The sequence below is a fragment of the Nocardioides sp. NPDC023903 genome (genome assembly GCF_040639295.1).
GTDB lineage: Bacteria > Actinomycetota > Actinomycetes > Propionibacteriales > Nocardioidaceae > Nocardioides.
Genome location: NZ_JBEZZS010000004.1, coordinates 151,124 through 176,167 on the forward strand (window position 1 = coordinate 151,124; position 25,044 = coordinate 176,167).

At 67.7% G+C, this 25,044-nt stretch carries 22 protein-coding genes; 1 reads left to right on the plus strand and 21 read right to left on the minus strand.

Annotation, left to right across the window (positions count from 1 at the left end):
* Positions 1-25: 25 nt before the first annotated feature.
* The 19 genes from AB0F44_RS07230 to AB0F44_RS07320 all read right to left on the minus strand — a co-directional run bounded on the left by AB0F44_RS07230 (position 26) and on the right by AB0F44_RS07320 (position 23,002).
* Positions 26-703 carry a prepilin peptidase gene (locus tag AB0F44_RS07230; protein ID WP_357354012.1) on the minus strand — a complete coding sequence of 226 codons (678 nt, stop codon included), beginning with the start codon at positions 701-703 and terminating at the stop codon, positions 26-28.
* Positions 700-1,536 (minus strand): shikimate dehydrogenase, encoded by an 837-nt coding sequence (locus AB0F44_RS07235; protein WP_357354014.1) that lies wholly within the window; start codon positions 1,534-1,536, stop codon positions 700-702. The genes AB0F44_RS07230 and AB0F44_RS07235 overlap by 4 nt, the downstream gene beginning before the upstream one ends.
* 13 nt (positions 1,537-1,549) lie before the next feature.
* Positions 1,550-2,848 (minus strand): endolytic transglycosylase MltG, encoded by a 1,299-nt coding sequence (gene mltG, locus AB0F44_RS07240; protein ID WP_357354016.1) that lies wholly within the window; start codon positions 2,846-2,848, stop codon positions 1,550-1,552.
* A 176-nt stretch (positions 2,849-3,024) separates the two neighbouring features.
* Positions 3,025-3,495, minus strand: coding sequence for a Holliday junction resolvase RuvX (gene ruvX / locus AB0F44_RS07245; protein ID WP_350658823.1), 471 nt, complete (start codon positions 3,493-3,495; stop codon positions 3,025-3,027).
* Positions 3,495-6,191: an alanine--tRNA ligase gene (alaS, locus tag AB0F44_RS07250; protein WP_357354018.1), complete on the minus strand. Its 2,697-nt coding sequence runs from the start codon at positions 6,189-6,191 to the stop codon at positions 3,495-3,497. The genes ruvX and alaS overlap by 1 nt, the downstream gene beginning before the upstream one ends.
* Positions 6,191-6,505, minus strand: coding sequence for a DUF6167 family protein (locus tag AB0F44_RS07255; protein WP_357354020.1), 315 nt, complete (start codon positions 6,503-6,505; stop codon positions 6,191-6,193). Before AB0F44_RS07255 ends, alaS begins: the two co-directional genes overlap by 1 nt.
* A complete protein-coding gene (locus tag AB0F44_RS07260) occupies positions 6,502-7,059 on the minus strand; it encodes a hypothetical protein (protein WP_357354022.1) in 558 nt (185 codons plus the stop codon). Before AB0F44_RS07260 ends, AB0F44_RS07255 begins: the two co-directional genes overlap by 4 nt.
* 12 nt (positions 7,060-7,071) lie before the next feature.
* The gene (locus AB0F44_RS07265) at positions 7,072-8,403 is read right to left on the minus strand and encodes a replication-associated recombination protein A (protein WP_357354178.1); all 1,332 of its coding nucleotides are present in this window, start codon (positions 8,401-8,403) and stop codon (positions 7,072-7,074) included.
* Positions 8,404-8,458: 55 nt separating this feature from the next.
* Positions 8,459-9,451, minus strand: a complete 993-nt coding sequence (locus AB0F44_RS07270; RefSeq protein WP_357354024.1) for an ABC transporter permease — start codon at positions 9,449-9,451, stop codon at positions 8,459-8,461.
* Positions 9,452-9,561: 110 nt separating this feature from the next.
* Positions 9,562-11,373, minus strand: coding sequence for an ABC transporter substrate-binding protein (locus AB0F44_RS07275; protein WP_357354025.1), 1,812 nt, complete (start codon positions 11,371-11,373; stop codon positions 9,562-9,564).
* Between the two features lie 47 nt (positions 11,374-11,420).
* Positions 11,421-12,419, minus strand: a complete 999-nt coding sequence (locus tag AB0F44_RS07280; RefSeq protein WP_357354027.1) for an ABC transporter permease — start codon at positions 12,417-12,419, stop codon at positions 11,421-11,423.
* A 231-nt stretch (positions 12,420-12,650) separates the two neighbouring features.
* Complete coding sequence (locus AB0F44_RS07285; RefSeq protein WP_357354029.1) at positions 12,651-13,838, minus strand: dipeptide ABC transporter ATP-binding protein; 1,188 nt, start codon at positions 13,836-13,838, stop codon at positions 12,651-12,653.
* Positions 13,838-14,923, minus strand: a complete 1,086-nt coding sequence (locus AB0F44_RS07290; RefSeq protein ID WP_357354031.1) for an ABC transporter ATP-binding protein — start codon at positions 14,921-14,923, stop codon at positions 13,838-13,840. The genes AB0F44_RS07285 and AB0F44_RS07290 overlap by 1 nt, the downstream gene beginning before the upstream one ends.
* 15 nt (positions 14,924-14,938) lie before the next feature.
* On the minus strand, positions 14,939-15,955 hold the full coding sequence (locus AB0F44_RS07295; RefSeq protein ID WP_357354033.1) for an ABC transporter permease: 1,017 nt from the start codon (positions 15,953-15,955) through the stop codon (positions 14,939-14,941).
* A 164-nt stretch (positions 15,956-16,119) separates the two neighbouring features.
* Positions 16,120-17,826, minus strand: coding sequence for an ABC transporter substrate-binding protein (locus AB0F44_RS07300; RefSeq protein ID WP_357354035.1), 1,707 nt, complete (start codon positions 17,824-17,826; stop codon positions 16,120-16,122).
* Between the two features lie 96 nt (positions 17,827-17,922).
* Positions 17,923-18,936, minus strand: a complete 1,014-nt coding sequence (locus tag AB0F44_RS07305) for an ABC transporter permease (RefSeq protein ID WP_357354037.1) — start codon at positions 18,934-18,936, stop codon at positions 17,923-17,925.
* A 243-nt stretch (positions 18,937-19,179) separates the two neighbouring features.
* Positions 19,180-20,964 carry an aspartate--tRNA ligase gene (aspS, locus tag AB0F44_RS07310; RefSeq protein ID WP_357354039.1) on the minus strand — a complete coding sequence of 595 codons (1,785 nt, stop codon included), beginning with the start codon at positions 20,962-20,964 and terminating at the stop codon, positions 19,180-19,182.
* Positions 20,961-22,310: a histidine--tRNA ligase gene (hisS, locus tag AB0F44_RS07315; protein ID WP_357354041.1), complete on the minus strand. Its 1,350-nt coding sequence runs from the start codon at positions 22,308-22,310 to the stop codon at positions 20,961-20,963. Before hisS ends, aspS begins: the two co-directional genes overlap by 4 nt.
* Complete coding sequence (locus AB0F44_RS07320; RefSeq protein ID WP_357354043.1) at positions 22,307-23,002, minus strand: MBL fold metallo-hydrolase; 696 nt, start codon at positions 23,000-23,002, stop codon at positions 22,307-22,309. The genes hisS and AB0F44_RS07320 overlap by 4 nt, the downstream gene beginning before the upstream one ends.
* Before the next feature lie 188 nt (positions 23,003-23,190).
* Here AB0F44_RS07320 and AB0F44_RS07325 point away from each other — a divergent pair, with 188 nt between their 5' ends.
* Entirely contained in the window at positions 23,191-24,429 is a 1,239-nt protein-coding gene (locus AB0F44_RS07325; protein WP_357354045.1) for a DUF349 domain-containing protein, read from the plus strand.
* A gap of 139 nt (positions 24,430-24,568) precedes the next feature.
* Here the strand turns inward: AB0F44_RS07325 and AB0F44_RS07330 are convergent, their stop codons facing one another.
* Entirely contained in the window at positions 24,569-24,730 is a 162-nt protein-coding gene (locus AB0F44_RS07330; protein WP_357354047.1) for a hypothetical protein, read from the minus strand.
* Positions 24,731-24,835: 105 nt separating this feature from the next.
* Positions 24,836-25,039 (minus strand): hypothetical protein, encoded by a 204-nt coding sequence (locus AB0F44_RS07335; protein ID WP_357354049.1) that lies wholly within the window; start codon positions 25,037-25,039, stop codon positions 24,836-24,838.
* Between the last annotated feature and the right edge of the window lie 5 nt (positions 25,040-25,044).

Genomic DNA, 25,044 nt, shown 5'->3' on the forward strand with positions numbered 1-25,044 from the left:
GTCACGCCACCCTGTGCACCCGGGCTCAAAGCGAGACAGCGCACGCACCGACGAGCATGCCCAGAATCATGAAAGGGCCGTACGCCAGGGGCTCGCGCATCGCCGTCCGCGAGCGTTGGGCGACGGCGCGTCCGATGCCCCAGACACCGAAGATCGCCAGCCCTGCCCACAGCCCGACCGCCAACTGCTCCCAGCCGAGGCGACCGAGGACCAGCCCGACGAGCCCCGCGAGCCGTACGTCGCCGAAGCCCATCGCGTGCGGCAGCATCCGCCACAGCAACCAGAACGCCGAGCGCGCGACCACCAGCCCGGCGAGGGCTCCGAGGGCCGCCGCGGTGTCGCGCGTCCAGAGCCACTCGGCGGCGAGCAGGCCGAGCCCGACCGCGGTCGCCACCAGGATCGGCGCCTTCGGCAGCCGCTGGACGCGCCAGTCGACATAGGCGAGCAGCACGCAGAGAGGTAGGAGCGGCACCAGCGCCACCATCAGCCGCGAGGGCTCCACCCGCCAGGCGAGCAGCCCGGCGAGCGCCGCGGAGGCGGCCACAGCAAGGGGCAGGAGCGGCGCCCACCCGGCCACCGTGGCGTAGGGGATCTCCGGCGGGTCGTCGACCGGTTCGGGGAGCCGGCGAAGCAGTGCCGGCACCCCGAGAGCGAGCAGTCCGGCGACGGCCGCACTCACCAGCACGACCGCCCCAGGACTCATGCCGGTGTCGGCTCCAGGATGCCCAGCGCCTTCTCACCCGCTGCCCGCATCGCGGCGAGCGGCGCGGTCCGGCCGGTGACGAGCTCGAACTGCAGCACCGCCTGGTGCACGAGCAGATCCAGACCGCTCACCGCCACACCGGGTGCGACGGACAGCAGCGGCGAGGGCCACGGGTCGTAGACGACGTCGAAGACGACCGGCGTCGAGGCCCAGCGGTCGATGAGGTCCGGGGTCTGCGCCTTCGCCGGGACGGTGGAGACGACCGCATCCACACCGTGGACCGCCGAGTCCAGCGGAAGCACCGAGACGACGGGCTTGCTCGGGTGACGCGAGATCATCTCGATCGTCTCCCCCGCCGCACCCGGGTTGCGCGCCAGGAGCGTGATCCGGGAGGCACCCAGCTCGGCGAGCGCGAGGCCCGTGGAGGCCGCGGTCGCGCCGGCGCCCAGGATCGCGCCGGACGTGCAGGAGAACCCCTCGCCCGCGCGTTCCCGGATCGCCGCGACCGCCCCGGGCAGGTCGGTGTTGTCCCCCACCCAGCCGTGCGATGAGCGCACCAGCGTGTTGACCGCCCCCACGAGCCGCGCCCGCGGCGACATCGACCGCGCCAGTTCGTACGCCTCCCGCTTGAGCGGCATCGTCACCGACAGCCCACGCCACCGGCTCGGCGGCCAGTCGCCGCCGAGGTCGGCGACGTACTTCGCCAGGCCACCGGCCTGCACGCGCGTCGACGTGTAGGACCAGTCGGACATCTCCAGCTCGGCGTACGCAGCTTGGTGGAGGGTCGGAGAGAGCGAGTGATCGATCGGATCACCCAGGACAGCGCACTTCACTCAGGTCTTCTCCTCAGCAGCTCTTGGACTCGGTTGCGCAGTAGTCCTTGTACTCGGCCTTGAACTTCAAGAACTGGTCATAGTTCTTGGCGAACTTCGTCTCGCCGGTCTTCAGGTTGACGGTCACGTAGTAGTACCAATCACCGTCAGCCGGGTTGAGCGCGGCCTGGATCGCTTCATCACCCGGCGCACCGATCGGCCCTGGAGGCAGACCCTTGTTGGTGTAGGTGTTGTAGGGCGAGTCGACAGACTGCACGTTGACCCCACCGAGCTCGGTGCTTCCAGACTTCCCGAGCGCATAGTTGACCGTCGCGTCGATCTGAAGGAAGCCAGCCTGGCCGGCCGTGCCCGGATTCTCGACTCGGTTGTAGATCACCCGGGCGATCTTGGACATGTCGTCGCCACGGCCCTCGGCCTCCACGAGAGAAGCCACGGTCATGATCTGCTCGGGCGTACATGCCTTGCCGCCGCCGCACTTGAGCTGCTTGGCGCGCGCCTCGATGTCGTTGTCGCCGAGCGCCTGCTCCCACCGGTCGACCATCATCGCCAGCATCTCGGTCGGGGTGGCGTCGGGCGGGAAAGCGTACGTCGCCGGGAAGAGGTATCCCTCGACGTTGCCCTTGGCGTAGTCGGGCAGCCCGATCGCCTCGGCGTCCTGGGCGGCCTTCTTGAACTCGGCCGGCTTCTTCTTGGTCTTCTCGGCGAGCACCTTGTAGATCGCCTTGGCGCGCGACCCCTCGGTGATGGTGACGTTGACCGTGTCGATGTTCTCCGGGTTGGCGAGGATCTCGACGACGTCGGCCGCCTTCATCTGCTTCTTCAGCGGGTAGAAGCCGACCTGGACGGTCAATCCCTCGGCGTTGGCCGCTTCGATGAAGGCGTCGACCGACTCCACCACGCCGATCTCCTTCAGGTTGCGGCCGACCGCCGAGACCGAGTCACCTTCGTTCACCTCGAAGGAGACGGGATCGGTGCCGGGGCCGGGGTAGTCGGCCGGCGGGGCAACCATGTCCTTGACGTAGTCGATCGCCCGGTCGCCCACGACGTAGAACCCACCGAGGACCACCGCCATCGCCACCAGCACGGCGAGGCAGCCACCGAAGCGTCGTTTGCGCTTGGGCGGCTCCTCGTCGAAGTAGGGATCGTGATCGGAGGGACCGCCCTCGAAGAAGGCAGGCTGCTGCTGGTAGGTCGGCCCGCCGTAGCCGCCCGGCCGCTGCGGCTGCTCCTGGCGGCCGTAACCCGGAGGCGGCGTGCCGGCACCGGGCGCCGGACGAGGCCCCGGGCGCCGACCCGGCTGCTGCGGAGGCATCTGCCCCGGCATCTGACCGGGGACCTGCCCTGGCATCTGCGGCGGCATCCGGCGCGGGTCTCGGGGATCCTGCGGAGGCTGCTGCCTCGGCGGGTAGCCACCGCGCGGATCGCGACCATGTGACCCCTGGCCAGGGCGACGCGGGTCGCGCGGGTCCGGGGGGTAGTAGCGCTCACTCAATGACCGACCTCAACGATCTCTCCAGGCGCGGTCCCCGAAGCGCGCTCACTGTCCAATGCGTGTTGCAGGATCACAACCGCTGCGGCCATGTCCACCACGGCTCGGCGGTCCTGACCCTTGCGCCCCCGGTCTCGGAGCATAGCCTCCGCGGAAACTGTTGTAAGTCGTTCGTCAACGAGGCGAACCGGGACCGGAGCCACTCGCCGCGCCAAGGACGCAGCGAAGTTCCGGACCTTAGCAGTCGCCGGGTTCTCCCCTCCCTTGAGGGACCGGGGCAGCCCGACGACCACCTCGAGCATCGTCGACTCCTCGGCGATCTCGGCGACGATCGCCTGCAGACGCGCGAGGTCTCCGCGGCCCTTCTTGACCGTCTCCAGCGGCGTCGCCAGGAACCCCGTGGGGTCACTCCTGGCGACGCCGATCCGGGCGTCGCCAGGATCGAGACCGAGGCGTACGCCGTGCCGCATCAGGCTTGCGCGACCAGCGTCGCGACCATTCCGAGCGCGGTGTCGATCTTGGACACGTCCGTGCCACCGCCCTGGGCGAAGTCCGGCTTGCCACCGCCGCGACCACCCACGACCGGCGCGAGCTCCTTGATCAGGTCACCCGCCTTGACGCCCTTGGCGATGCCGCCCGGGTTGACCGCGGCCACGACCGCGACCTTGTCATCAGCGTCGCCGATGAGCACGACAGCCGCCGGCGCTTCCCCGAGCCGGGAGCGTACGTCCTGGGCGAGCGTGCGCGCGTCGCCGCCGCTCACACCCGGGACCCGCTGGGCGACGAGCTGGACGCCGTTGACGTCGACCGCGGAGGCCGCGATCGAGCCACCGGAGGCGAGCAGCTGTGCCGTACGCGCCCGCGCGATCTCCTTCTCGGCGGCCTTGAGGCGCTCCATCAGGTCGGAGACCCTGCCGACGACGTCGTCGGACTTCGTCTTGAGCAGCAGGTTGAGCTCGGAGACCACGTCGCGCTCACGGGCGAGGTAGTTGAAGCCCTCGACGCCCGTGTAGGCCTCGATGCGCCGGTTGCCGGAGCCGACCGAGGCCTCCGAGGTGACCACGACCGTGCCGATCTGGGCGGAGTGGTCCACGTGAGTGCCGCCGCACAGCTCACGCGACCAGGGGCCGCCGATCTCGACGACCCGCACCTTGGAGTCGTCGTAGGTCTCGCCGAAGAGCGCGATCGCGCCCCACTCCTTGGCCTGCGGCAGGGTCATGTAGTCCCACGCGACCGGCAGGTCGGCCCGCAGCGCGTTGTTGGAGACCTCCTCGATCTCGTGCATCTGCTCGGGGGTCAGTCCCTTGGTCCAGCCGTAGTCGAGACGCAGATAGCCGGGGCGGTTGTAGGAGCCCGACTGCAGCGCGGTCGGCCCGAGCACCTCGCGCAGCGCCGCGTGCACCACGTGGGTGCCGGAGTGCGCCTGGCGGGCGCCGAGACGCCACTCGGGGTCGACCTGGGCGTGCACGAGCCCGGTCGACATATCTGGGCCACCGTGGAACTCGCCGTCGACGACCCGGACCTGGTGCACCACGAGGCCCTTGACCGGCCGCTGCACGTCGACGACCTCGAGCCGGCCGCCGTCGAACTCGATGATGCCCGCGTCGGCGGACTGGCCACCGGACTCGGCGTAGAACGGGGTGCGGTCGAGGACGATCTCACCGATCTCCTCGGGACCGAGCACGTCGACCCGCTTGCCCTCCTTGAGGAGAGCGATCGGCTTCGACTCGGTGTCGAGGGTCGTGTAGGCCTGCCAGTCGGTCGGCCCGTTGGTGTCGAGGATGCCGCGGTAGACCGACACGTCGGCGTGCTGGCCCTTCTTGGCGCGCGCGTCGGCCTTGGCCCGCTCACGCTGCTCGGTCATCAGACCGCGGAAGCCCGGCTCGTCGACCTCGAGACCCGCCTCGGCGGCCATCTCGAGGGTCAGGTCGATCGGGAAGCCGTACGTGTCGTGGAGCTGGAACGCCTTGGCACCCGTGAACGTGGTGGATCCGCTCGACTTCACCTCGGTCGCGGCCAGGTCGAAGATCTGGGTGCCGGCCGCGAGCGTCTTGCGGAAGGCCTCCTCCTCGGCGTCGGCGACCCGCTTGATGCGGTCCCAGCCGGTGTGCAGGTCGGTGTATGTCTCCCCCATCTTGTCGCGGGAGATCGGCAGCAGTTCCGGCATCGCCGGGTCCTCGTAGCCCAGCAGGCGCATGTTGCGGATCGCGCGGCGCATGAGCCGGCGCAGGACGTAGCCACGGCCCTCGTTGCCCGGGGTCACGCCGTCGCTGATCAGCATCAGCGAGGAACGCACGTGGTCAGCGACGACCCGGAAGCGGACGTCGTCCTCGTAGGCGGCGCCGTACTTCTTCCCGGTCAGCTCCATCGCCTTCTCGATGACGGGGAAGACGACGTCGGTCTCGTACATGTTCGCCTTGCCCTGCATCAGGTAGGCGACACGCTCGAGGCCGAGGCCGGTGTCGATGCTCTTCTGCGGCAGGGCGCCGTCGATGTCGACGTCGTACTTGGACCGCGCCGCGACGACGTTATCCTGCATGAAGACCAGGTTCCAGAACTCCAGGTAGCGGTCGCCGGCGTCCCAGTCACGGTCGGCGCCGAACTCCGGGCCGCGGTCGATCAGGATCTCCGAGCACGGGCCACCCGGCCCAGGCACGCCCATCGACCAGTAGTTCTCGCTCGGGGGCAGTCGCACGATGCGGTCGTCGGGCAGGCCGGCGATCTTCTTCCAGAGCGCCACCGCCTCCTCGTCGCCGTTGAGCACCGAGGGGTAGAGGACCGACTCGTCGAAGCCGAAGCCGCCGTCGGCGACCGACTTGGTGACCAGCTCCCAGGCGAGCGTGATCGCGCCCTCCTTGAAGTAGTCACCGAAGGAGAAGTTGCCGCACATCTCGAAGAAGGTGCCGTGCCGGGTGGTCTTGCCGACCTCCTCGATGTCGGGCGTACGGATGCACTTCTGCACCGAGGTCGCCCGGTCGTAGGGCGGGGTGGCCTGACCGAGGAAGTAGGGCTTGAAGGGCACCATGCCTGCGTTGACGAAGAGCAGGTTGGGGTCGTCGAGCAGGAGCGATGCCGACGGCACCACCGTGTGCTCGCCGATCTCGGTGTTCTCGGCGAAATGCGCCGTGAAACGGCGGCGGATCTCCGCCGTGCTCAACCACTCCATCAGGGGGTACTACCTTCCGTGTTCTGCTGGGCCTCGTTCTCGGGCCCTGTCAATCCAAGTCTCTGCTGACCGGCACCGGCGGCGCCAATCTGTTTCGGCCCTGCCGTGCGGGCCTCGATCCACTCCCGGAGCTCGAGCTCCTTCTCGGCCTTGCCGGTGGCCAGCTCGTCGCGGAAGATCCGCGCGCCGACACCGAGCGCCTGGGCCCGGTCGCGCAGGCCGTCGGCAGTGAAGGCCTCCGCGGCCCGCCGCCCCTTGACCATCGCGTACACGCCCGCACCCGCACCGACCACGAACCAGATCGCGCCCCTCATAGGGAGTCCTCCATACGTACGTCCTCGTCAACTGCCGCACGCTGGCGCGCACGGTATTCGCGCAGCGCCTCGCGCATCTCGCTCTTCCGGTCCTTGCGTGACCGCTTGACCTCGCGGTGCATCTCGTAGCGGATCTTGAACCGCACCTCGGGCGAGAGCGCCCGGCGCACCCCGTGGACCAGCGCGGCGCCGTGCACCACGGTCTCCCGGAACACCGCGTCCGCGAAGGCCGGTGCGGTCAACGTACGCTGCACCACCTGCTCCACCTCGGCAGGCTCGCCGTCCTCCCCGAGGGAGGTGATCACATACTCTCGTTCGGCGACGTCCCGGCGCCGCCACCGGCCGACCGGCTCGGGCGGTGTCAGCCGCTTCTCCAGCGCCTCGAGCCGCTCGCGCAGCTCGGCCTCGCTGGCCTCGGCCTCCTCGAGCCGGCGCCGCGCGGCGCGGCGCGCCCGGAGCGCGAGCAGCACGGCCACCAGCGAGATGAGGACCAGGACCCCCACTGCGGTCAGCGTCGCCACCAGCGCCCACCCGGGCATGCTCGAGTTCGTCATGGTTCGCCTACCCTATCCATCCTGTCCTCGCACGATTTTCCGGACACGCTCCCAACGTTCCTTCACTCCGGCTTCGGCTCCGTGGGTGGTCGGCTGGTAGTACTCCGCGTCGGTCACCGTGTCGGGTGCGTACTGCTGCGTCGCGATGCCGAACGGCTCGTCGTGGGCATACTTGTACGCCTCGCCGTGCCCGATCTTCTTCGCGCCCTCGTAGTGGGCGTCGCGCAGGTGGGGCGGGACGTTGCCGATCTTCCCGGCCGCGACGTCGGCGCGCGCGGCGAAGATGGCGTTGGTGACCGCGTTGGACTTCGGCGCGACGGCGAGCGCGATCGTCGCGTGCGCCAAGGTGAGCTGGGCCTCGGGCATCCCGATCAGCTGCACGGTCTGGGCCGCCGCGACCGCCGTCTGCAGCGCCGTCGAGTCGGCCAGGCCGATGTCCTCGGAAGCGAGGATCATCAGCCGGCGGGCGATGAACCGGGGATCCTCCCCCGCCTCGATCATCCGCGCCAGGTAGTGCAGCGCGGCGTCGGCGTCCGACCCGCGCACCGACTTGATGAAGGCGCTGACCACGTCGTAGTGCTGGTCACCCTGCCGGTCATAGCGCACCGCCGCCTGGTCCACGGCCCGCTCGGCCGCCTCCAGGGTGATCTCCCCACCCGATGCGGCACCCGCCGCGGCCTCGAGATACGTCAGCGAGCGGCGCGCGTCGCCGCCGGCGAGGCGTACGAGATGGTCGAGCGCCTCATCTGTCAGGCTCACCGAGCCGCCGAGGCCACGCTCGTCCTCGACCGCCTTCAGCAGTACGCCACGAATGTCGTCGTCGGTGAGCGACTCGAGCCGCAGCAGCAGCGAGCGCGACAGCAGCGGCGAGATCACCGAGAAGAAGGGGTTCTCCGTGGTCGCGGCGACCAGCGTGACCCAGCGATTCTCCACACCCGGCAGCAGCGCGTCCTGCTGCGCCTTGCTGAACCGGTGGACCTCGTCGACGAAGAGGACGGTCTCCTTGCCGGTCGCGACCAGCTCGGCGCGGGCCGCGTCGATCGCCGCGCGGACCTCCTTGACACCGGCCGAGACCGCGGAGACCTCGACGAAGCGACGGTCGGTCGAGCGGCTCACGATCGAGGCGATCGTCGTCTTCCCGGTCCCCGGCGGCCCCCACAGCAGCAGCGAGAGCGACTGACCGCCCTCCACCACCTGGTGCAGCGGCGACCCCGACGCCTTGAGCGAGCTCTGGCCGACGAGCTCCTCGAGCGTACGCGGCCGCATCCGCACAGCCAGCGGCGCAGCCGCATGGTCGCTGTGACTCAGCGACCCGCCGCGCGAGGCGCCCGCAGCAGCCCCCATCTCAAACAACCCGTCCACACGCCAACCCTAGTGGCCGGCACCGACAGAGAAGGGGTCAGGTGAGGCGTACGCGTGGGTCGAGCACGCTGTAGAAGAGGTCGACCAGGAGGTTGGTGATCACGATGATGAATGCGGAGATCAGCGTGGTCGCCTCGATGACCGGCAGGTCGCTCTGGCTGACCGCGTTGAGGGCCCGCAGGCCGAGGCCGGGGATGCCGAAGATCAGCTCGGTGAAGATGGTGCCCGTCAGCAGCGATCCGAAGTCGATGCCGAAGATCGTCACGATCGGCACGACGGCCGCACGCAGCGCGTGCTTGTTGACGATCCTCCGCTCGGGAAGGCCCTTGGCGCGCGCGGTGCGGACGTAGTCCTGGTTGAACGCCTCGATCATCGAGCCACGGGTGAACCGGGCGTACTTGGAGGAGTTCACCAGGCCGAGCGCGAGCCAGGGCAGCATCAAGCCCCAGGCCCACTTCAGCGGCGAGTCGGTGAGCGGATGGTAGCCCTCCTGCGGGAAGATCCCGGCGCTGACCGCGAGATAGAGGAATGCGAGCAGGACGAACAGATAGTAGGGAATCGACTCGATTACCAGCGTCGCGCCGATGACTGCCTTGTCCGCTGAAGTCCCCCGGCGTCTGGCCGCGAACATCCCGATGGGCACGCCGATGAGCAGGATCGTGACGCCGGCGCCGACCGCGACCGAGACCGTCGGCCCGATCCGGTCCTTGATGTCGTCCCAGACATTGACCCGGTAGATGAAGCTGACCCCGAAGCACGGGGCCTCACAGTCGTACGCCTCGGAGCCGAAGGCGATCTCGCGACCCTTGAAGATGCCGGTCATGTATTCGGTGTACTGAACATGGAGCGGCGCATCCAGGTTGAGCGCCTCCCTGATCGCGTCCTGGCGCTCGGCGGTGCACTTGGGCTCAGGGCACATCGCGTCCGCCGGGTCGCTCGGGCCATAGGTGAAGAGCGCGACGACCGCCACCGAGATCACGAACAGCACGAGAAGTGCCGAGATCAACCGGCGTACGACAAAACCGATCATGGGACGGAGGTCTCGCTTCCTAGAAAATGTCCACGGGCGCAGGCCCAGAGTTGCGGGTCCTGAGTGCGGGTCCGGCCGGCGTGGGGTGCACCCACGCCGGCCGGATCACCTCACTTGAGGTACATGATGGAGAAGCTCGGCATGCCCTTGACCGGGTCGTTGACGACCCCGCCGACCTGCGAGCCCTTGATGAAGGCGTTCGCGTCGTAGCCGGCGTTGATCTCGACCATGTAGGTCTCCTGCATCCACTTGTCGAACTCGCCCCAGGCTGCGGGGACCTCGTCGGCGTCCATCTTCAGGATCTCGGCCTGCTTCGCGTCAGCGTCGGCCTCCTTGAAGTTGGTCGGGTTCGGCATACCCGCCTTGTTGGCGTTCGAGCCGATCCACTGCGCCGGGAACCACGAGCCGCCCGAGGGCCAGTCGGAGCACCAGCCGCCGTAGCGGAGGTTGACCGGAGCGTCGAGGTTGCTCTCGTCGTCACGGTAGGTCTCGTCGGTCGAGGCCACCGGGGTCGCCTTGAAGCCCGCCGCCTCGAAGCCCTTGACCATCTGGTCCTTCTTGGCCACCGAGTTCTCGTCGTCACGCTGGTAGTGCCACTTCAGCTCGAAGCCCTCGGCCCCGGCCTCCTTCAGCAGCGCCTTGGCCTTCTCCGGGTCGGTGGTCTGACCGTCCTGACCCTCCGGGTACTGGTACTCGACCCGGCCCGCGGTGCCCGGGGGCAGGAGCGAGGTGCCGGGCTGGATGGTGACGCCGACGATCTCGCCGGAGGCCTTCCAAGCAGCCTGGTAGGGGTAGGCCCAGCTGATGGCCTCGCGGATCTTCTTGTCCTTGATCTTGGTCTGGTCCGGACGGTACATGTAGGTGCACGGCGAGGTGCCCTCGATGAGGTTGTCCGGCGCGTTCTCCTTGATCGACTTGTAGGTCGGAGGCGTGACGTCGTCGTACGTCATCATCGCCTGCGCCGCGCCCTTGTCGCCGAGGATCTGGTTCTCGAGCTTCGCGGTGTCCTGGGCGAACCTGAAGTCGAACGCGTCCGCGGCCTGGAAGCGGCCGGGGTCGGTGTCGGCGTCCCACTGGTCGTTCTTGACCAGCTTCAGCGAGGTGCCGGGCTTGTAGGACTCGAACTTGTACGGGCCGGTCGACATCGGGTGGCTCTCGTAGGCCAGCGGGTCCTTGTCCTTCGCCTTCGGGATCGGCGAGAAGACCGGGAACGAGGCGTAGTAGTCGAGCTCGGGGAACGGCTGAGCCAGGTGGATGATCACCTTGTTGCCGTCGGCCTCGACGCCGTCGTAGTCCTCACCGCCGTACCAGCCGGCGCTGGCGTCGTAGTCGGGGAGCTTCTTCAGCTCGGCATCGGTGTCCGCGAACGGGCCCTTGTACTTCTGACCGTCCTTGAAGAACGTCGTCTGGTACGTCGGGCCGTCGGTCAGGGTGTCGATGGCGAAGGAACGCTTGATGCCGTAGACGACGTCCTCGGCGGTGACGTCGGTGCCGTCTTCGTACTTGATCCCGTCCTTGAGCTCGAAGGTCCAGGTCAGGCCGTCCTCGGAGACCTGACCGAGGTCGGTGGCGAGGTCGGGGACGAGAACGGAGTCGCCGCTCTCCTCGTCATAGACGTACTGCGTCAGCGAGCGGGTCACCAGGCCGGACATGATCGCACCGGAGTCGGTGTAGTAGGTCCGGGTCGGGTCGAGGGTGTGGGGGGCGTTGTTTGACAGCACCGTGATCGTGCCGCCCTTTTTGGCGTCGGACGGGATCTCCAGCGGCCCCTCGGCCGTGGCGTCCTTGCCCGCGCCGGCGCCGCCGCCGGCCTTGAACTCGCCGGCCGGGTCCTCGCCACCGCCGCCCCCGCCACCACAAGCAGCGGTGAGCGTCAGCGCAGCGATCGCACTGGCGGCGATCACTGTTCTCTTCAATTGCATCGTAGGTGTCCACCTTCCATGGTTGATGCCTCTCTCCGACGACGTGCTCACCGGAAAGACTTGGGGTCGAAGGCGTCGCGGATGGCGTCTCCGAGCAGGTTGAGCGCGAAGACCAGGACCACGATCCCGACGATCGGCGCGTAGAGGTACAAGGGGTACTCGTCGAACCAGCTCTGGGCGCGCAGGATCGTCTGTCCCCACGACGGGCGTCCGGTGACGCCGACGCCGAGGTAGGCCAGCGTCGCCTCCGCGGCGATCGTGGCCGGCAGGCTCAGCGAGAACGAGACGACGATCGGCGCCACCAGGTTGGGCAGCAGCTCCTTGAACAGGATGCGGTGGGTCGGCATCCCGAGGACGTGCGCGGCCTCGATGAACTCGCGCTCACGCAACGAGATCACCTCGCCGCGGATCAGCCGGGCCAGGCCCATCCACCCGAAGATCGAGAGGATCACGATGAGCGCGATCAGCGAGGCGTTGTCGAGCATCGTCGGGTTCTCGCGCCAGCGCTCCACGAGCATCGGCGAGATCGCGATCGCGACCAGCAGGAACGGCAGCGTGAGGAAGAGGTCGATCACGAACGTGATCACCCGGTCACCCCAGCCGCGGCTGTAGCCCGCGATCAGGCCGAGCACCACACCGACCACGGTCGAGACGACCGTGGCGATCGTGGCGACCAGCAGGGACGTACGCGCGCCGTAGAACCACTCGGCGAGCAGGTCGTTGCCGGAGTTGGGCTCCAGGCCGAGCGGCGCCTCCCAGGTGAACCCGTAGTTGGGCGGGCCGATGACGGGGTAGTTGAACGAGTCGGTGTCGGTGACCGGGTCGCCGGCACGCACCTCGACACCGAACAGCTTGCACAACAGAGGCGCGAAGATCGCGATCAGGACGAAGAGCAGCACGATCCCGGCACAGATCATCGCGACCTTGTCCGAGAGGAGGCGGTCGATGGCGATCCGCATCGGCGAGCGGCCGGCGACCTCACCGGATCTCGGTTCCGGATTGATCTCGGGATCAGGACCCTGGATCAACACTTCGGACACAGTCATACGCTCGGATCTCCGTTCGATGCCAAGGCTCGGTACGCCCAAGACCAGACCACTTCGCGCGGCCCCGAGCCAGCGCGCTGCATCAAGTTATGCCAAGTTCCGACACTTCGGGCGGGACTACAGATAACGGTTCGATACCGACAGTGACGTGTGACACATATGTAACAAAGACGGTCCGCAGCCAAAGGCTGCGGACCGTCTTTCGTAATCTCGCCGAGATACGGGAGATTCTCAGGCGCGACCCCGCGAGTTGTTCGCCAGGTCGAACCACGTGTCGGCGTACCCGGGACCGTCGCCCGGGACCTCGGCCGGGCTGGCGCCCGGGTCCGGTGCACCGAACTCGTCGACGCCCAGGAGCGGCGCGGTGATCGGCTTCTCCGGGTGCTGGTGGATCTCACCCGGGAAGTGGCAGGCCACCTTGTGCTTCTTGCCGATCTGCAGCAGCGGCGGCTCGACCACGGAGCAGATGTCCTTGGCGATGGCGCAGCGCGTGCGGAAGTGGCAGCCCGAGGGCGGGTTGATCGGCGAAGGTACGTCGCCCTCCAGCCGGATCCGCTCACGACGGCCGCCGATCGCGGCCTGCTTCACGTCGGGCACGGCGGAGAGCAGCGCCTGGGTGTAGGGGTGGTGAGCGTGCTCGTAGATCGACTCGCGGTCACCGATCTCCACGATCTTGCCGAGGTACATCACCGCGACCTCGGGGCAGAAGTGACGAACGATGGCGAGGTCGTGCGCGATGAACAGGTAGGAGATGTCGAACTCCTTCTGCAGGTCCTGCAGAAGGTTGATCACCTGGGCCTGGATCGACACGTCCAGCGCGGAGACAGGCTCGTCGGCGACGAGCAGCTTCGGCTGCAGGGTCATGGCCCGGGCGATGCCGATGCGCTGACGCTGGCCGCCGGAGAACTCGTGCGGGTAGCGGTTGTAGTGCTCGGGGTTGAGCCCGACCAGCTCGAGCAGCTCTTGGACCCGGCTGAGCACCTTGTCCTTGGGCACCATGTTGTGGATCCGCAGCGGCGCGCCGATGATCGACCCGACCGTGTGTCGCGGGTTCAGCGAGGTCGACGGGTCCTGGAAGATCATCTGGATCTCCCGGCGCATCGGGTGCAGCTTCCTACCCGAGTAGTTGGCGATGTCGGTGCCCTCGAAGTGGATCTTCCCTTCGGTGGGCTGGTAGAGCCGCGTCACCATCCGCCCGGTGGTGGACTTGCCACAGCCGGACTCGCCGACGAGGCCCAGGGCGCTGCCCTTGGCCACCTCGAAGGAGACCCCGTCGACGGCCTTGACGTGCCCGACCGTACGCCGGATCACGCCGCTGCCCTTGACCGGGAAGTGCATCTTCAGGTTCTCGACCGAGAGCACGGTCTCCGTGCTCGCCGGCGCGACCGAAGCCGCGGTGGCAGTCGTGGTGTCGCTCATCAGTCCTCCACCAGGTCAGGGGCGATCTCGGGCAGGATCTCTGCCTCGTAGACCTTGTCGGCGTTCTTGATGTGGCACCGCTTGGTGTGGTTGCCACCGCTGCTGGCCGGGGTGAGGTCGGGAAGGGTCGTCCGGCACAGGTCGCCGCCCACCTTAGCCACGTGGTCACAGCGCGGTTCGAAGGCGCATCCCGGCGGCGGGTTCAGCAGCGAGGGCGGGTTGCCCCGGATCGGGATCAGCTTCGCCTCGGTCGAGGCGGTCAGGTCCGGCACGCTGGAGAGCAGGCCCCAGGTGTAGGGCATCTGCGGGTGGGTGAGGATCTCCTTGCAGGGGCCGTACTCGACCGCGCGGCCGGCGTACATCACGAGTACGTCATCGGCCATCTCCGCCACGACGCCGAGGTCGTGGGTGATGATGATGACCGCCGCGTCGAAGTCGCGCTGCAGGTCCTGGAGCAGGTCGAGGATCTGCGCCTGGACGGTCACGTCCAGTGCGGTGGTCGGCTCGTCGGCGATGAGCAGGCTCGGGTTGTTGATCAGCCCCATCGCGATCATGGCGCGCTGGCGCATGCCGCCGGAGAACTGGTGCGGGTAGTCGTCCACACGACGGTCGGGCTGCGGGATGCCGACGCGGTCGAGCATCTCGATGGCGCGCTTGCGCGCCTCCCGCTTGGTGACGTTGTTGTGGACTTGGTAGGCCTCCATGATCTGGTTGCCCACCGAGTAGTAGGGGTGCATCGCGGAGAGCGGGTCCTGGAAGATCATCGCCACGTCGCGGCCGCGGCGCTTGCGCATGTCCTCGTTGCTCACCTTGAGCAGGTCGACCCCGTCGAGCATGATCTCGCCGCTGAGGATGGCGTTGGTGCCGCGGTGCAGCCCCATGATCGCCGAGCTGGAGACCGACTTGCCGGAGCCGGACTCGCCCACGATGCCGAGGGTCTTGCCGCGCTCGAGCTCGAAGGTGAGGCCGTCGGTCGCCTTGACGATGCCGTCGGAGGTGGAGAAGTGGACCTTCAGGTCCCGCACCGAGAGGAACGCGCCACCGCTGGCGGGCGTCGTCTCGGGCGTGGTGGAGAGGTCAGTCATTGATCAGCTCCCGGGTCAGGCGACGCGCACGCGCGGGTCGATGAAGGCGTACAGGACGTCGACGATGATGTTGGCGAGAATCACCAGAGCCCCGAGGAGCAGCACCAGGCCCACGATGGTGGGAAGGTCGTAGGTCTCGTTCGCGGTCACCGCGAGCTTTCCGAGACCGTAGTAGTTGAAGACGTCCTCGGTGATGATCGCGCCGCCGAGGACGGCAGCGAAGTCGAGACCGAACATCGTGACCAGCGGGGTCAGCGCCGCGCGCAGCGCGTGCTTGAACAGCACCCTGCCGCTCTTGACGCCCTTGGACTTCGCAGTGCGGATGTAGTCCTCGCTCATCGACTCGAGCACGAACGCCCGGGTCATGCGTACGTAGCCCGCCATGTAGACCACCGCGAGCGTGAATCCGGGAAGCATGAGCTGGACCAGCCACTGCCCGACACCCCCGTCGGCGATCGACACGTATCCCGGCGCAGGGAAGATCCCCCACTTGATGGCTACGAAGTTGATCAGCAACGCTCCCACGAAGAACGTCGGGAACGCGTAGAGCGCCAGCGTTGCTCCGACGACGCCGCGGTCGAGAAGAGAGCCCTTGACGATCGCGGCCAAGACGCCGAACAGAACACCGAAGACGACCCAGATGGTGACCGCGACCATGGCGATCGAGATCGAGATCGGCGCTGCCTCCGCAATCTCGGCGTTGACCGTCATCTGCAGCTGCTGGGAGTAGCCCAGGCACGGCGCCGCGCACTCGGTGACCAGCTCGGGGTTGGCCTCGCGCATCGCCTCGTCGGCGGGGTATTCGCGGCCGACGACGACGCCCTTCGCGAAGCTGCCCCACTGGACCAGCAGCGGCTGGTCGTAGCCCAGGGCCTGACGGGTCTCCTCGATGCGCTCGGGCGGACAGTTTCTTCCGCAGGAGAACTTCGCCGGGTCGACCGGGTTCTTCATGAACAGTGCGAAGACGATGAAGCTCATCGCCACCAGCATGAGCAAACCGACGATCACGCGCCGGATGATGTAGGCGACCATCGGTGGGTCTCACCTTCATTGGGATCGGCCGGACCACCGTCGTGGGGTGTCGTCCGGGGGGAATCGTGTCCAGGTACATAGGGGAGGCGGGGCTCTGGCGAGCCCCGCCTCCAAGGTCGGGACGGCTCAGAGAGCCGTCCCGACGGTGTTGCGGAGCTGAAGGATCAGTCCTCGACGTCGATGGGCGCCAGGTCCGGGTAGGACGAGGAGGCATCGGTCGTGATGAAGTCCTTCACCTTGGAGCCGTAGACCCAGTTGAAGGTCGCGATCTCCAGCGGGATGTAGGCGACGTCCTCACCCATGACCGCGTCTGCCTCCTGGAGGAACTTGTTCTGCTCCTCGATGGTGGCGGAGTTGGCGGCCTGGTCGAACAGCTTGTCGACCGCAGGGTTCTTGTAGTTGCCGTAGTTCTGACCGTTGGTGGACTTCTCGATCTGACGGCTGTCGAACAGCGCGGCGGTGACGGTCATCGCGGAGCCCCAGTCGGCACCCCAACCGCCCCACATCACGTCGGCCTTGTTGGAAGGCTTCTGGATGTTGGAGTAGTAGACGTCGCCCAGCGGGTCCAGGGTGACCTTGAAGCCGGCGGCCTCCCAGCCCTCGACCAGCGCGGCGGCCTGCTTGTCAGCGGTGTCGCTCTGCGGGTACGAGAAGGTGATCGGGTACGGCGTCTTGACACCGGCGTCGGCCAGGGTCTTCTTCGCCGCGGCCGGGTCGCCCTTGAGGTTGCGGTCCTTGTAGGCCGGGTTGGCGACGTAGCCCGGAACGGCCGGGTTCACGATCGAGTCGGCCGGGGTGTAGGCCTTCTCGCCACCGCCAGCGGCGATCCAGGACTCGACGTCGGTCGCCTGGGCCAGCGCCTTGCGGACGTTCGGGTCCTTCATCTGGTTCTGGTTCGGCACCAGGTAGTCGACGTACGGCGACTGGACCTGGACGTAGCGGTCCTTGACGCCGGCCTCGGTGAGACGCGGGAAGAACTCCGGCGGGACGCGCGAGCCGCTGACGATGGTCGCCTGCGAGTCGGGGCTGTCGGAGAAGAGCTTCTCGTAGATGGTCGACGCCTTCTCACCGAACTTGAAGACGATCTTGTCCGGCTTCGCCTCACGGAGCGACTTGTCGTCGGTCTCCGGGTCGTACTCGTCGTTGCGCACCAGGGTGCCGCCCTTCTGGGCGTTCCAGGTGTCGACCTTGTACGGGCCGTTGGAGAAGATGACGTCGTCGTTCTTGGCGCCCTTGTCCTCGGACTCCTTGTACGGGTCCATCATGTGCAGCGACGAGATCGCCAGCGGGAAGTCCGGCCACGGGGTCTTGAACTTGTAGGTGATGGTCTTGCCATCGCAAGTCACGGCCTGGTCGAAGTCAGCCTGCTGCTCCGGGGTCGCGGCGTAGGGACCGGGGTACTCGCCCTTGAGCGCGAGCTTCGCGGTCAGGTAGAAGCCCGGGCCACCGGTGAGCTCGTCGGCGGCGAAGTTGCGCGAGGCGCCGTAGGCGAAGTCCTCACACGTGATGTCGGAGCCGTCCTGCCACTTCACGCCGTCCTTGATGGTGAACGACCAGGTCTTGGCGCCATCGGCCGAGGTGCCCTCGTCGGTTGCCAGGTCGGGGATCGGCTGCTGCGAGACCTTGGGGTCGGTCGACGCCGGGTTCGAGAGCAGCTTGCGGTAGACCAGACGCGTGGTGTGCGAGATGGTCTCACCGACGTAGATACGCTGCGGGTCCAGGTGGTCGATCGGGTCCTCAGCGACGATGGTCAACGTGTTTGCCGAGCTCGAGCCACCGCCGTCCCCGCCGCCACAGGCAGCCAGGCCCAGCGAAAGACCGAGCACGCCAGCGGCACTGACCGCTACGTACTTAGCTCGCTTCTTGAGCATTCGTTTCTCCTTGGTGTGGTCGCCGTCAGCCTCTGACAACTGACGCCGTATCGGTTTCCCGGGCGGGTCACCTGTGTGTGTTCGGAGCCCCGAGGCTCACCTGTCACCCTTGGGGTCAAGGGCGTCTCGCAACCCATCCCCGAGAAGGTTGAACGAGATCACGATGGTCGCGATCAGGATCGCGGGCATGAAGAAGTAGAACGGGTCGACCTGCGCGTACTTCAAAGAGTCCGCGAGGACGTTTCCGAGCGTGGGCGTCGGCGGCTTGACGCTGACCTGGAGGTAGCTCAACGCTGCCTCGGCCGAGATGTAGGCCGGCATCATCAAGGTGACCAGGACCAGCAGCGGAGCCCACAGGTTCGGGAGGATCTCCTTGAAGTAGATCCGCGGCTTGGAGGCACCCAGGACGATCGCGGCCTCCACGAACTCCCGTTGCTTGATCGAGAGCACCTGTCCCCTGACCACGCGGGCCGTGCTGGTCCAGCCGAAGATGGCCAGCACCACTGTGCAGTAGATCCCCTGCGCGAGTGGCCCGTTGGGCAGCCCGGTCAGCTGTTGCACGAGCTCGAGGCCGAGGGCCGAGAGCGCCAGCAGCATCAGCGTCGAAGGGAAGGAGAGCGTCAGGTCGGTGAAACGGCTCAGGCCCGCGTCCACCCAGCCACCGCTGAAGCCGGCGACGATCCCGACGATCGCACCGATGACCACCGAGAGGATCGCGGCGGTGAGAGCGATGATCAGCGAGAACGTGATGCCGTACCAGAACCGGGACATCGCGTCGCGGCCGGTGCCGGGCTCTACGCCGAGCGGGTGTGCGGCGCTCGCGCCGCTGAACCGGCCCTCGGGGATGGTGTTGGCGTCGAGCAGCTCCTGGTTGTAGCCGAACGGGTCCAGCACGCCCATCTTGACGAGAAGGGGGGCCAGGACGGCAGCCAGCACCACCAGGATGACCACGGTCAGCGACACCATCGTCAGCTTGTCCTTGCGAAGCCGCATCCATGCCAGCTTCATCGGTGACTTGCCGGCGAACTTCTTCGCCTCCTCAGGCGAAGACGAAGGTGTCGATCCACCCGAGAGTTCTTCACCTTCGAACACGGTGGCCGATTCGCTCATGGTTCCTCTGTCTAGTCGTAATTGTGGGTGCCGCCGTCGCACGGCAGCGTCCGACCCACGAGGTCGACGGATGGAACTCTATGTGATCCTTTTGCCGGATTCGCCCCGGACCGGTAACGATCCGATTTCAACCAGTGATACGGCAGATCGGGAGGGATTCTTGCCATTCACCGCTGAACGACGAGAGTCTCCGGGACCGGCGGACCGGTCCCGGAGACTCTGTTGGCTTTGCCAGAAGCGGGCTCAGTTCGCCGATTCGCCCTCGGCGGCCGCCTTGGAAGCCGGCCGTGCGTCGACTCCCGCCTCCTTGCGCTGCTCGGGGGTGATCGGCGCCGGGGCGGCGGTGAGCGGGTCGTAACCGGCACCCGTCTTCGGGAAGGCGATCACGTCGCGGATGGAGTCGGTGCCGGCCAGGAGGGCGACCACGCGGTCCCAGCCGAAGGCGATGCCGCCGTGCGGCGGGGCACCGAACTTGAACGCGTCGAGCAGGAAGCCGAACTTCTCCTCGGCCGCCTCCTCGCCGATCCCCATCAGGTCGAAGACCCGCTTCTGGATGTCCTCGCGGTGGATACGGATCGACCCGCCGCCGATCTCGTTGCCGTTGCAGACGATGTCGTAGGCCCAGGCGAGCGCGTTGCCGGGGTCCTTGTCGAAGCCCTCGACGTCCTGCGGGCTGGTGAAGGCGTGGTGGACCGCGGTCCACTCCCCCGCACCGACCGCGACGTCACCGGACTCGACGGCCTCGGAGGCCGGCTCGAGCAGCGGCGCGTCGACGACCCACAGGAAGCTCCAGTCGCCGTCCTTGCGGAGGTCGAGACGGTTGCCGATCTCCAGGCGGGCGGCACCGAGCAGGGAGCGGCTCGACTTGGGCGCGCCGGCGGCGAAGAAGATGCAGTCGCCGGGGTTGGCGCCGACGTGAGCGGCCAGTCCGGCCGCCTCGGTCTCGGAGAGGTTCTTGGCGACCGGACCGGTCAGCGAGCCGTCCTCCTGGACCAGGACGTACGCAAGGCCCTTGGCGCCACGCTGCTTGGCCCAGTCCTGCCAGCCGTCGAGCTGACGCCGCGGCTGGCTCGCGCCGCCCGGCATCACCACGGCGCCGACGTAGGGCGCCTGGAAGACGCGGAACGTCGTCTCGGAGAAGTAGTCGGTGCACTCGGTGATCTCGATGCCGAAGCGCAGGTCGGGCTTGTCCGAGCCGTACTTGGCCATCGCGTCGGCGTAGGTCATCCTCGGCAGCGGGAGCGGCACGTCGTAGCCGATCAGCTTCCACAGCGCCGCGACGATCTCCTCGCCGAGGGCGATCACGTCGTCCTGCTCGACGAAGCTCATCTCGATGTCGAGCTGGGTGAACTCCGGCTGCCGGTCGGCGCGGAAGTCCTCGTCACGGTAGGCGCGCGCGAGCTGGTAGTAGCGCTCCATGCCGCCGACCATGAGCAGCTGCTTGAACAGCTGCGGGGACTGCGGCAGCGCGTACCAGGAACCCGGCTGCAGGCGGGCCGGGACCAGGAAGTCACGGGCGCCCTCGGGGGTGCTGCGGGTCAGCGTGGGGGTCTCGATCTCGACGAAGTCGTGACCGGCGAGCACGTCGCGGGCGGCCTTGTTGGCCTTCGAGCGCAGCCGGATGGCGTTGCCGGGCGCGGTGCGGCGCAGGTCGAGGTAACGGTGCTTGAAACGTACGTCCTCGCCGACCTCCACGTGGTCGTCGATCGGGAACGGGAGGGCCGCGGCCGCACTGAGGACCTCGAGGTCCTTGGCGACGACCTCGATCTCGCCGGTGGCGAGGTTGGGGTTGCGGTTCTCGTCGGTGCGGGCGACGACCTCGCCGGTGACCTTGATGCAGTATTCGTTGCGGAGCGCGTGGGCGATCTCCTCGTCGCGGACGACGACCTGGACCACACCGCTGGCCTCACGCAGATCGAGGAACGCGACCCCGCCGTGATCGCGTCGGCGGCCTACCCAGCCGGCGAGGGTCACGGTCTGGCCGACGTGCTCGGCACGCAGGGTGCCGGCGTCGTGGGTGCGGATCACTTCTTCTCCTCGTTGTTCGCGACGACCTGGGGCTTCAGGTCGCTCTCGTTCTGCGGCGTCCAGGTGGCCGGATCGGCCGGGACCTGGTCGCCGGTGCGGATGTCCTTGATCTCGTAGCCGCCTTCGGTGGCGAAGAGGACGTACGGGATGCCGCGGCGCTCCGCGAAGCGGATCTGCTTGCCGAACTTGGCGGCGTTGGGCGAGACCTCGCAGGCAACATTGTGGCCGCGCAGCGCCTGGGCCGCCGCATCGGCGTCGGCACGGCTCTCCTCGTCGTTGACCGCGACCAGGACCGTGCTCGGGACCTTGCGGTCGCCGTCGAGCACGCCCTTCTGCACGAGAGGCACCAGGACGCGGCTCACGCCGAGCGAGATGCCGACGCCGGGGTAGGTGGTCTTCCCGTCGCTGGCGAGAGCGTCGTAGCGGCCCCCGGAGCAGATGCTGCCCAGGGACTCGTAGCCGTCGAGGCGGGTTTCGAAGACGGTGCCGGTGTAGTAGTCCAGGCCCCTGGCGATGCTCAGGTCGGCCACGACGCGTACGGAATCGGTGTAGAGGGGCGCGGTGGCGGTGATCAGCGTGGCCAGCTCGGTCAGGCCCTCCTCGAGCAGCTCGCTCTCGACGCCCATGGCGCGGACCTTCTCGACGAAGGAGTCGTCGGTGGCGGTGATCGTGGCGAGCTCGAGGCACTTGGCGGCCTGCTCGTCGGTCAGCCCCGCCTCGGAGACCAGCAGCTTGCCGACCTCCTCTGCAGGCATCTTGTCGAGCTTGTCGATGAGCCGCATGGTCTCCTCGACGTCGGGGGCGCCGAGACCCGCGTAGAAGCCCTGGATCAGCTTGCGGTTGTTGACCTGGAGCGTGAACCCGGGCAGGAAGGTCAGCTTGCCGAGCGCCTCGAGCATGACCCGGGCGACCTCGACGTCGTGGTGGAACGGGAGCGTGTCGCGCCCGACGATGTCGATGTCGGCCTGCGCGAACTCGCGGAAGCGGCCCTCCTGCGGGCGCTCACCACGCCAGACCTTCTGGATCTGGTAGCGACGGAAGGGGAACTCCAGCTTGCCGGCGTTCTCGAGCACGTAGCGGGCGAAGGGGACGGTGAGGTCGAAGTGGAGCCCCATCCCCTTGTCGCGGCTGCTGTCGTCCTCCTGGAGGCGCCGCAGGACGTAGACCTCCTTGGAGGTGTCGCCCTTGCGCAGCAGCTGGTCCATCGGCTCGACGGCGCGGGTCTCGATGTTGCCGAAGCCGTGCAGCTCGAAGGTGCGGCTCAGGGTCGCGATGACCTCGCGCTCGACGGTGCGCTGGCTCGGCAGGAACTCCGGGAAACCGGAGAGCGGTGTTGGCTTGTTCATGGTGTGGTGATCAGGTCCTGAAGAAATGGGTTCGTCGCGCGCTCGCGACCGATGGAGGTCTGTTCGCCGTGTCCGGGGAGCACCACAATGTCGTCGGCGAGGGGCAGCACCTTGGTGGTCAGGGACTGCAGCATCGTGGCGTGGTCACCGCCGGGGAGGTCCGTACGCCCGATGCTGCCCGCGAATAGCAGGTCGCCGGAGAACATCACGTCACTGACCTCGGCGTGGTCGGGGTAGGGGGTCCGGAAGGTGACCGACCCCTCGGTATGCCCGGGCGTATGGTCGATCAGGAAGCTCATCCCGGCCAGGTCGATGGCCTGCCCGTCGGTGAGCTCTCGGACGTCGTCGGGCTCCACGAAGTCGTAGGTGCCCTGCGGCATGCCGAGAAGCATCTGCGCGGACTCCGGCGAGATGCCCTGGAGCGGATCGGCCAGGAGGTGACGGTCGTTGGGGTGGATCCAGGCAGTGGAGTCGTACGTCTTGCTCACCGGCGTCACGGACCACATGTGGTCGACGTGGCCGTGGGTGAGGAGCACGGCGACCGGCTTGAGGCGCTGCTCCCGGACGATCTCCTCGATGCCCTTGGCGGCGTCCTTACCGGGGTCGATCACGACACACTCGGTGCCCGGGCCGGTGGCGGCGACGTAGCAGTTGGTGCCCCACGGACCGGCGGGAAAGCCTGCGATCAACACGAGAAACACCCTATCCAGCGGTACAGTGCAGCGCCGCATCGTGGCGTCTGACTACGATGGGCATCCCGAGGTGTGCCGGGACACCACGGGGACCTGCAAGTTGAGCCGACCGGGACTGTGACGAGCACGGTGTCCGGCGGGGGAGATTTCATAAGAGGTTAGCGCCTCATGCGAAGAGTAGGGACATTGTGACCAGCGAGCAGTGGGGTCGGGTCGAGGAAGACGGAACGGTCTACGTGAAGACCGCAGAGGGCGAACGTTCCGTGGGGCAATACCCGGAAGGCACGCCGGAGGAGGCGCTTGCCTTCTTCACCAACCGGTTCGACCAGCTCGCCTTCGAGGTCGAGCAGCTCGAGCGGCGCGTGCATGCGGGTAAGACGTCGCCCGACGAGGCGACCGCGGCGGTCAAGACCGTCGTCGAGAAGGTGACCGATGCCAACGCGGTCGGTGACCTGGCCTCGCTGGTGGCGCGGCTGGACGCTCTGGCGCCGGTCATCGCCACCCAGCGCGAGGCCCGCAAGGCCGAGCGGGCCGCCAAGGCGGCCGAGGCGAAGGTCGCCAAGGAGGCTCTCGTCGACGAGGCCGAGAAGCTGGCCCAGAGCAACGACTGGCGCAACGGTGCCAACCGGCTACGTGAGCTGCTCGACCAGTGGAAGGCGCTCCCCCGCATCGACCGCGGTTCCGACGACGCGCTGTGGCGACGCTTCTCGACCGCACGCACGGCCTACACGCGTCGCCGCAAGGCCCACTTCGCCGAGCTCAACGCCCGGCGCGAGGACGCCAAGGTGATCAAGGAGCGGATCATCGTCGAGGCCGAGCAGCTCTCGACCTCCACCGACTGGGGCCCCACCGCCGGGCGCTACCGCGACCTGATGCGCGACTGGAAGGCCGCCGGGCCGGCGCCCAAGGACGTCGACGACAAGCTCTGGAAGCAGTTCCGGGCCGCCCAGGACGTCTTCTTCGGTGCCCGTGACGCCGCCAACGCGGCCCTCGACGCCGAGTTCGCGCAGAACGCCGTGGTCAAGGAAGGTCTGCTCGCCGAGGCGCAGGAGCTTCTCCCGCTGCTGGAGAAGGGCGACGACCTCGACGCCGTCAAGCGTTCCTTCCGCGATATCGCCGACCGCTGGGACGAGGCCGGCAAGGTCCCGCGCGACCGCATCAAGGACCTCGAGGGCGCGATGCGCAAGGTCGAGCAGGCCATCAAGTCCGCCGAGGACGACCAGTGGCGCAAGTCCGACCCGGAGAAGTCCGCTCGTGCCGACGACATGATCGCCAAGCTCGAGGAGGCCATCGCCCAGGTCGAGAGCGACCTCGCGAAGGCCCAGGCTTCGGGTGACGCCCGCAAGATCAAGAGCCTCGAGGAGAACCTCGAGTCGCGTCGTCAGTTCCTGGAGATGGCCAAGCGGGCCTCTGCAGACTTCTCCTGACCCGCACCCCGACTCGGCGCATCTGTCTCGAGCAGAGGCGCCGAGTCGGCGCATCTTGACCCGAAATCTGGCCGAGTCGGCTTGTCATGACGAGCCGACTCGGCGTGCTGTTTCGTCAGCTTGCGCCGACTCGGCGGGGTCACATGCCGGCGCCGCCGTAGTAGTCGCCCCTGGCCGCGTTGTCGCGCTTGATGTTGCGTACGTCCTCGGAGTCGACGCCCTTGGGCGCCATGCCGATGGTGGTCCAGGCCAGGCCCAGGAAGAGAAGTACGCCGCCGATGATGAGGATCCAGGTGAACATGCTGTGCTCCCTCTCTCACGCGCCCGAGTCGGCGCATCTGTTTCACAGATAACGAACGAGTCGGGCTTGATGTCCCATGATTGGGACATCAAGTGGGCGAATGGCTCAGAAGCCGAGGCCGCCAGTGCCGCCGTCGGAGCTGCCATGGTGCTTTGTTCCGTGGTATTCGGCGTTGCCCAGGGCTTGACCTCTGTTCCGGTTCGCCACAGCCTCGTCGACGCCTCGAGATGACTTCCTCACCGCCTGCCACACGACGGCGCCGACGATCACGACGCCTACAGCAATCAAAAACCAGGTGAACGGGTCCATCAGTT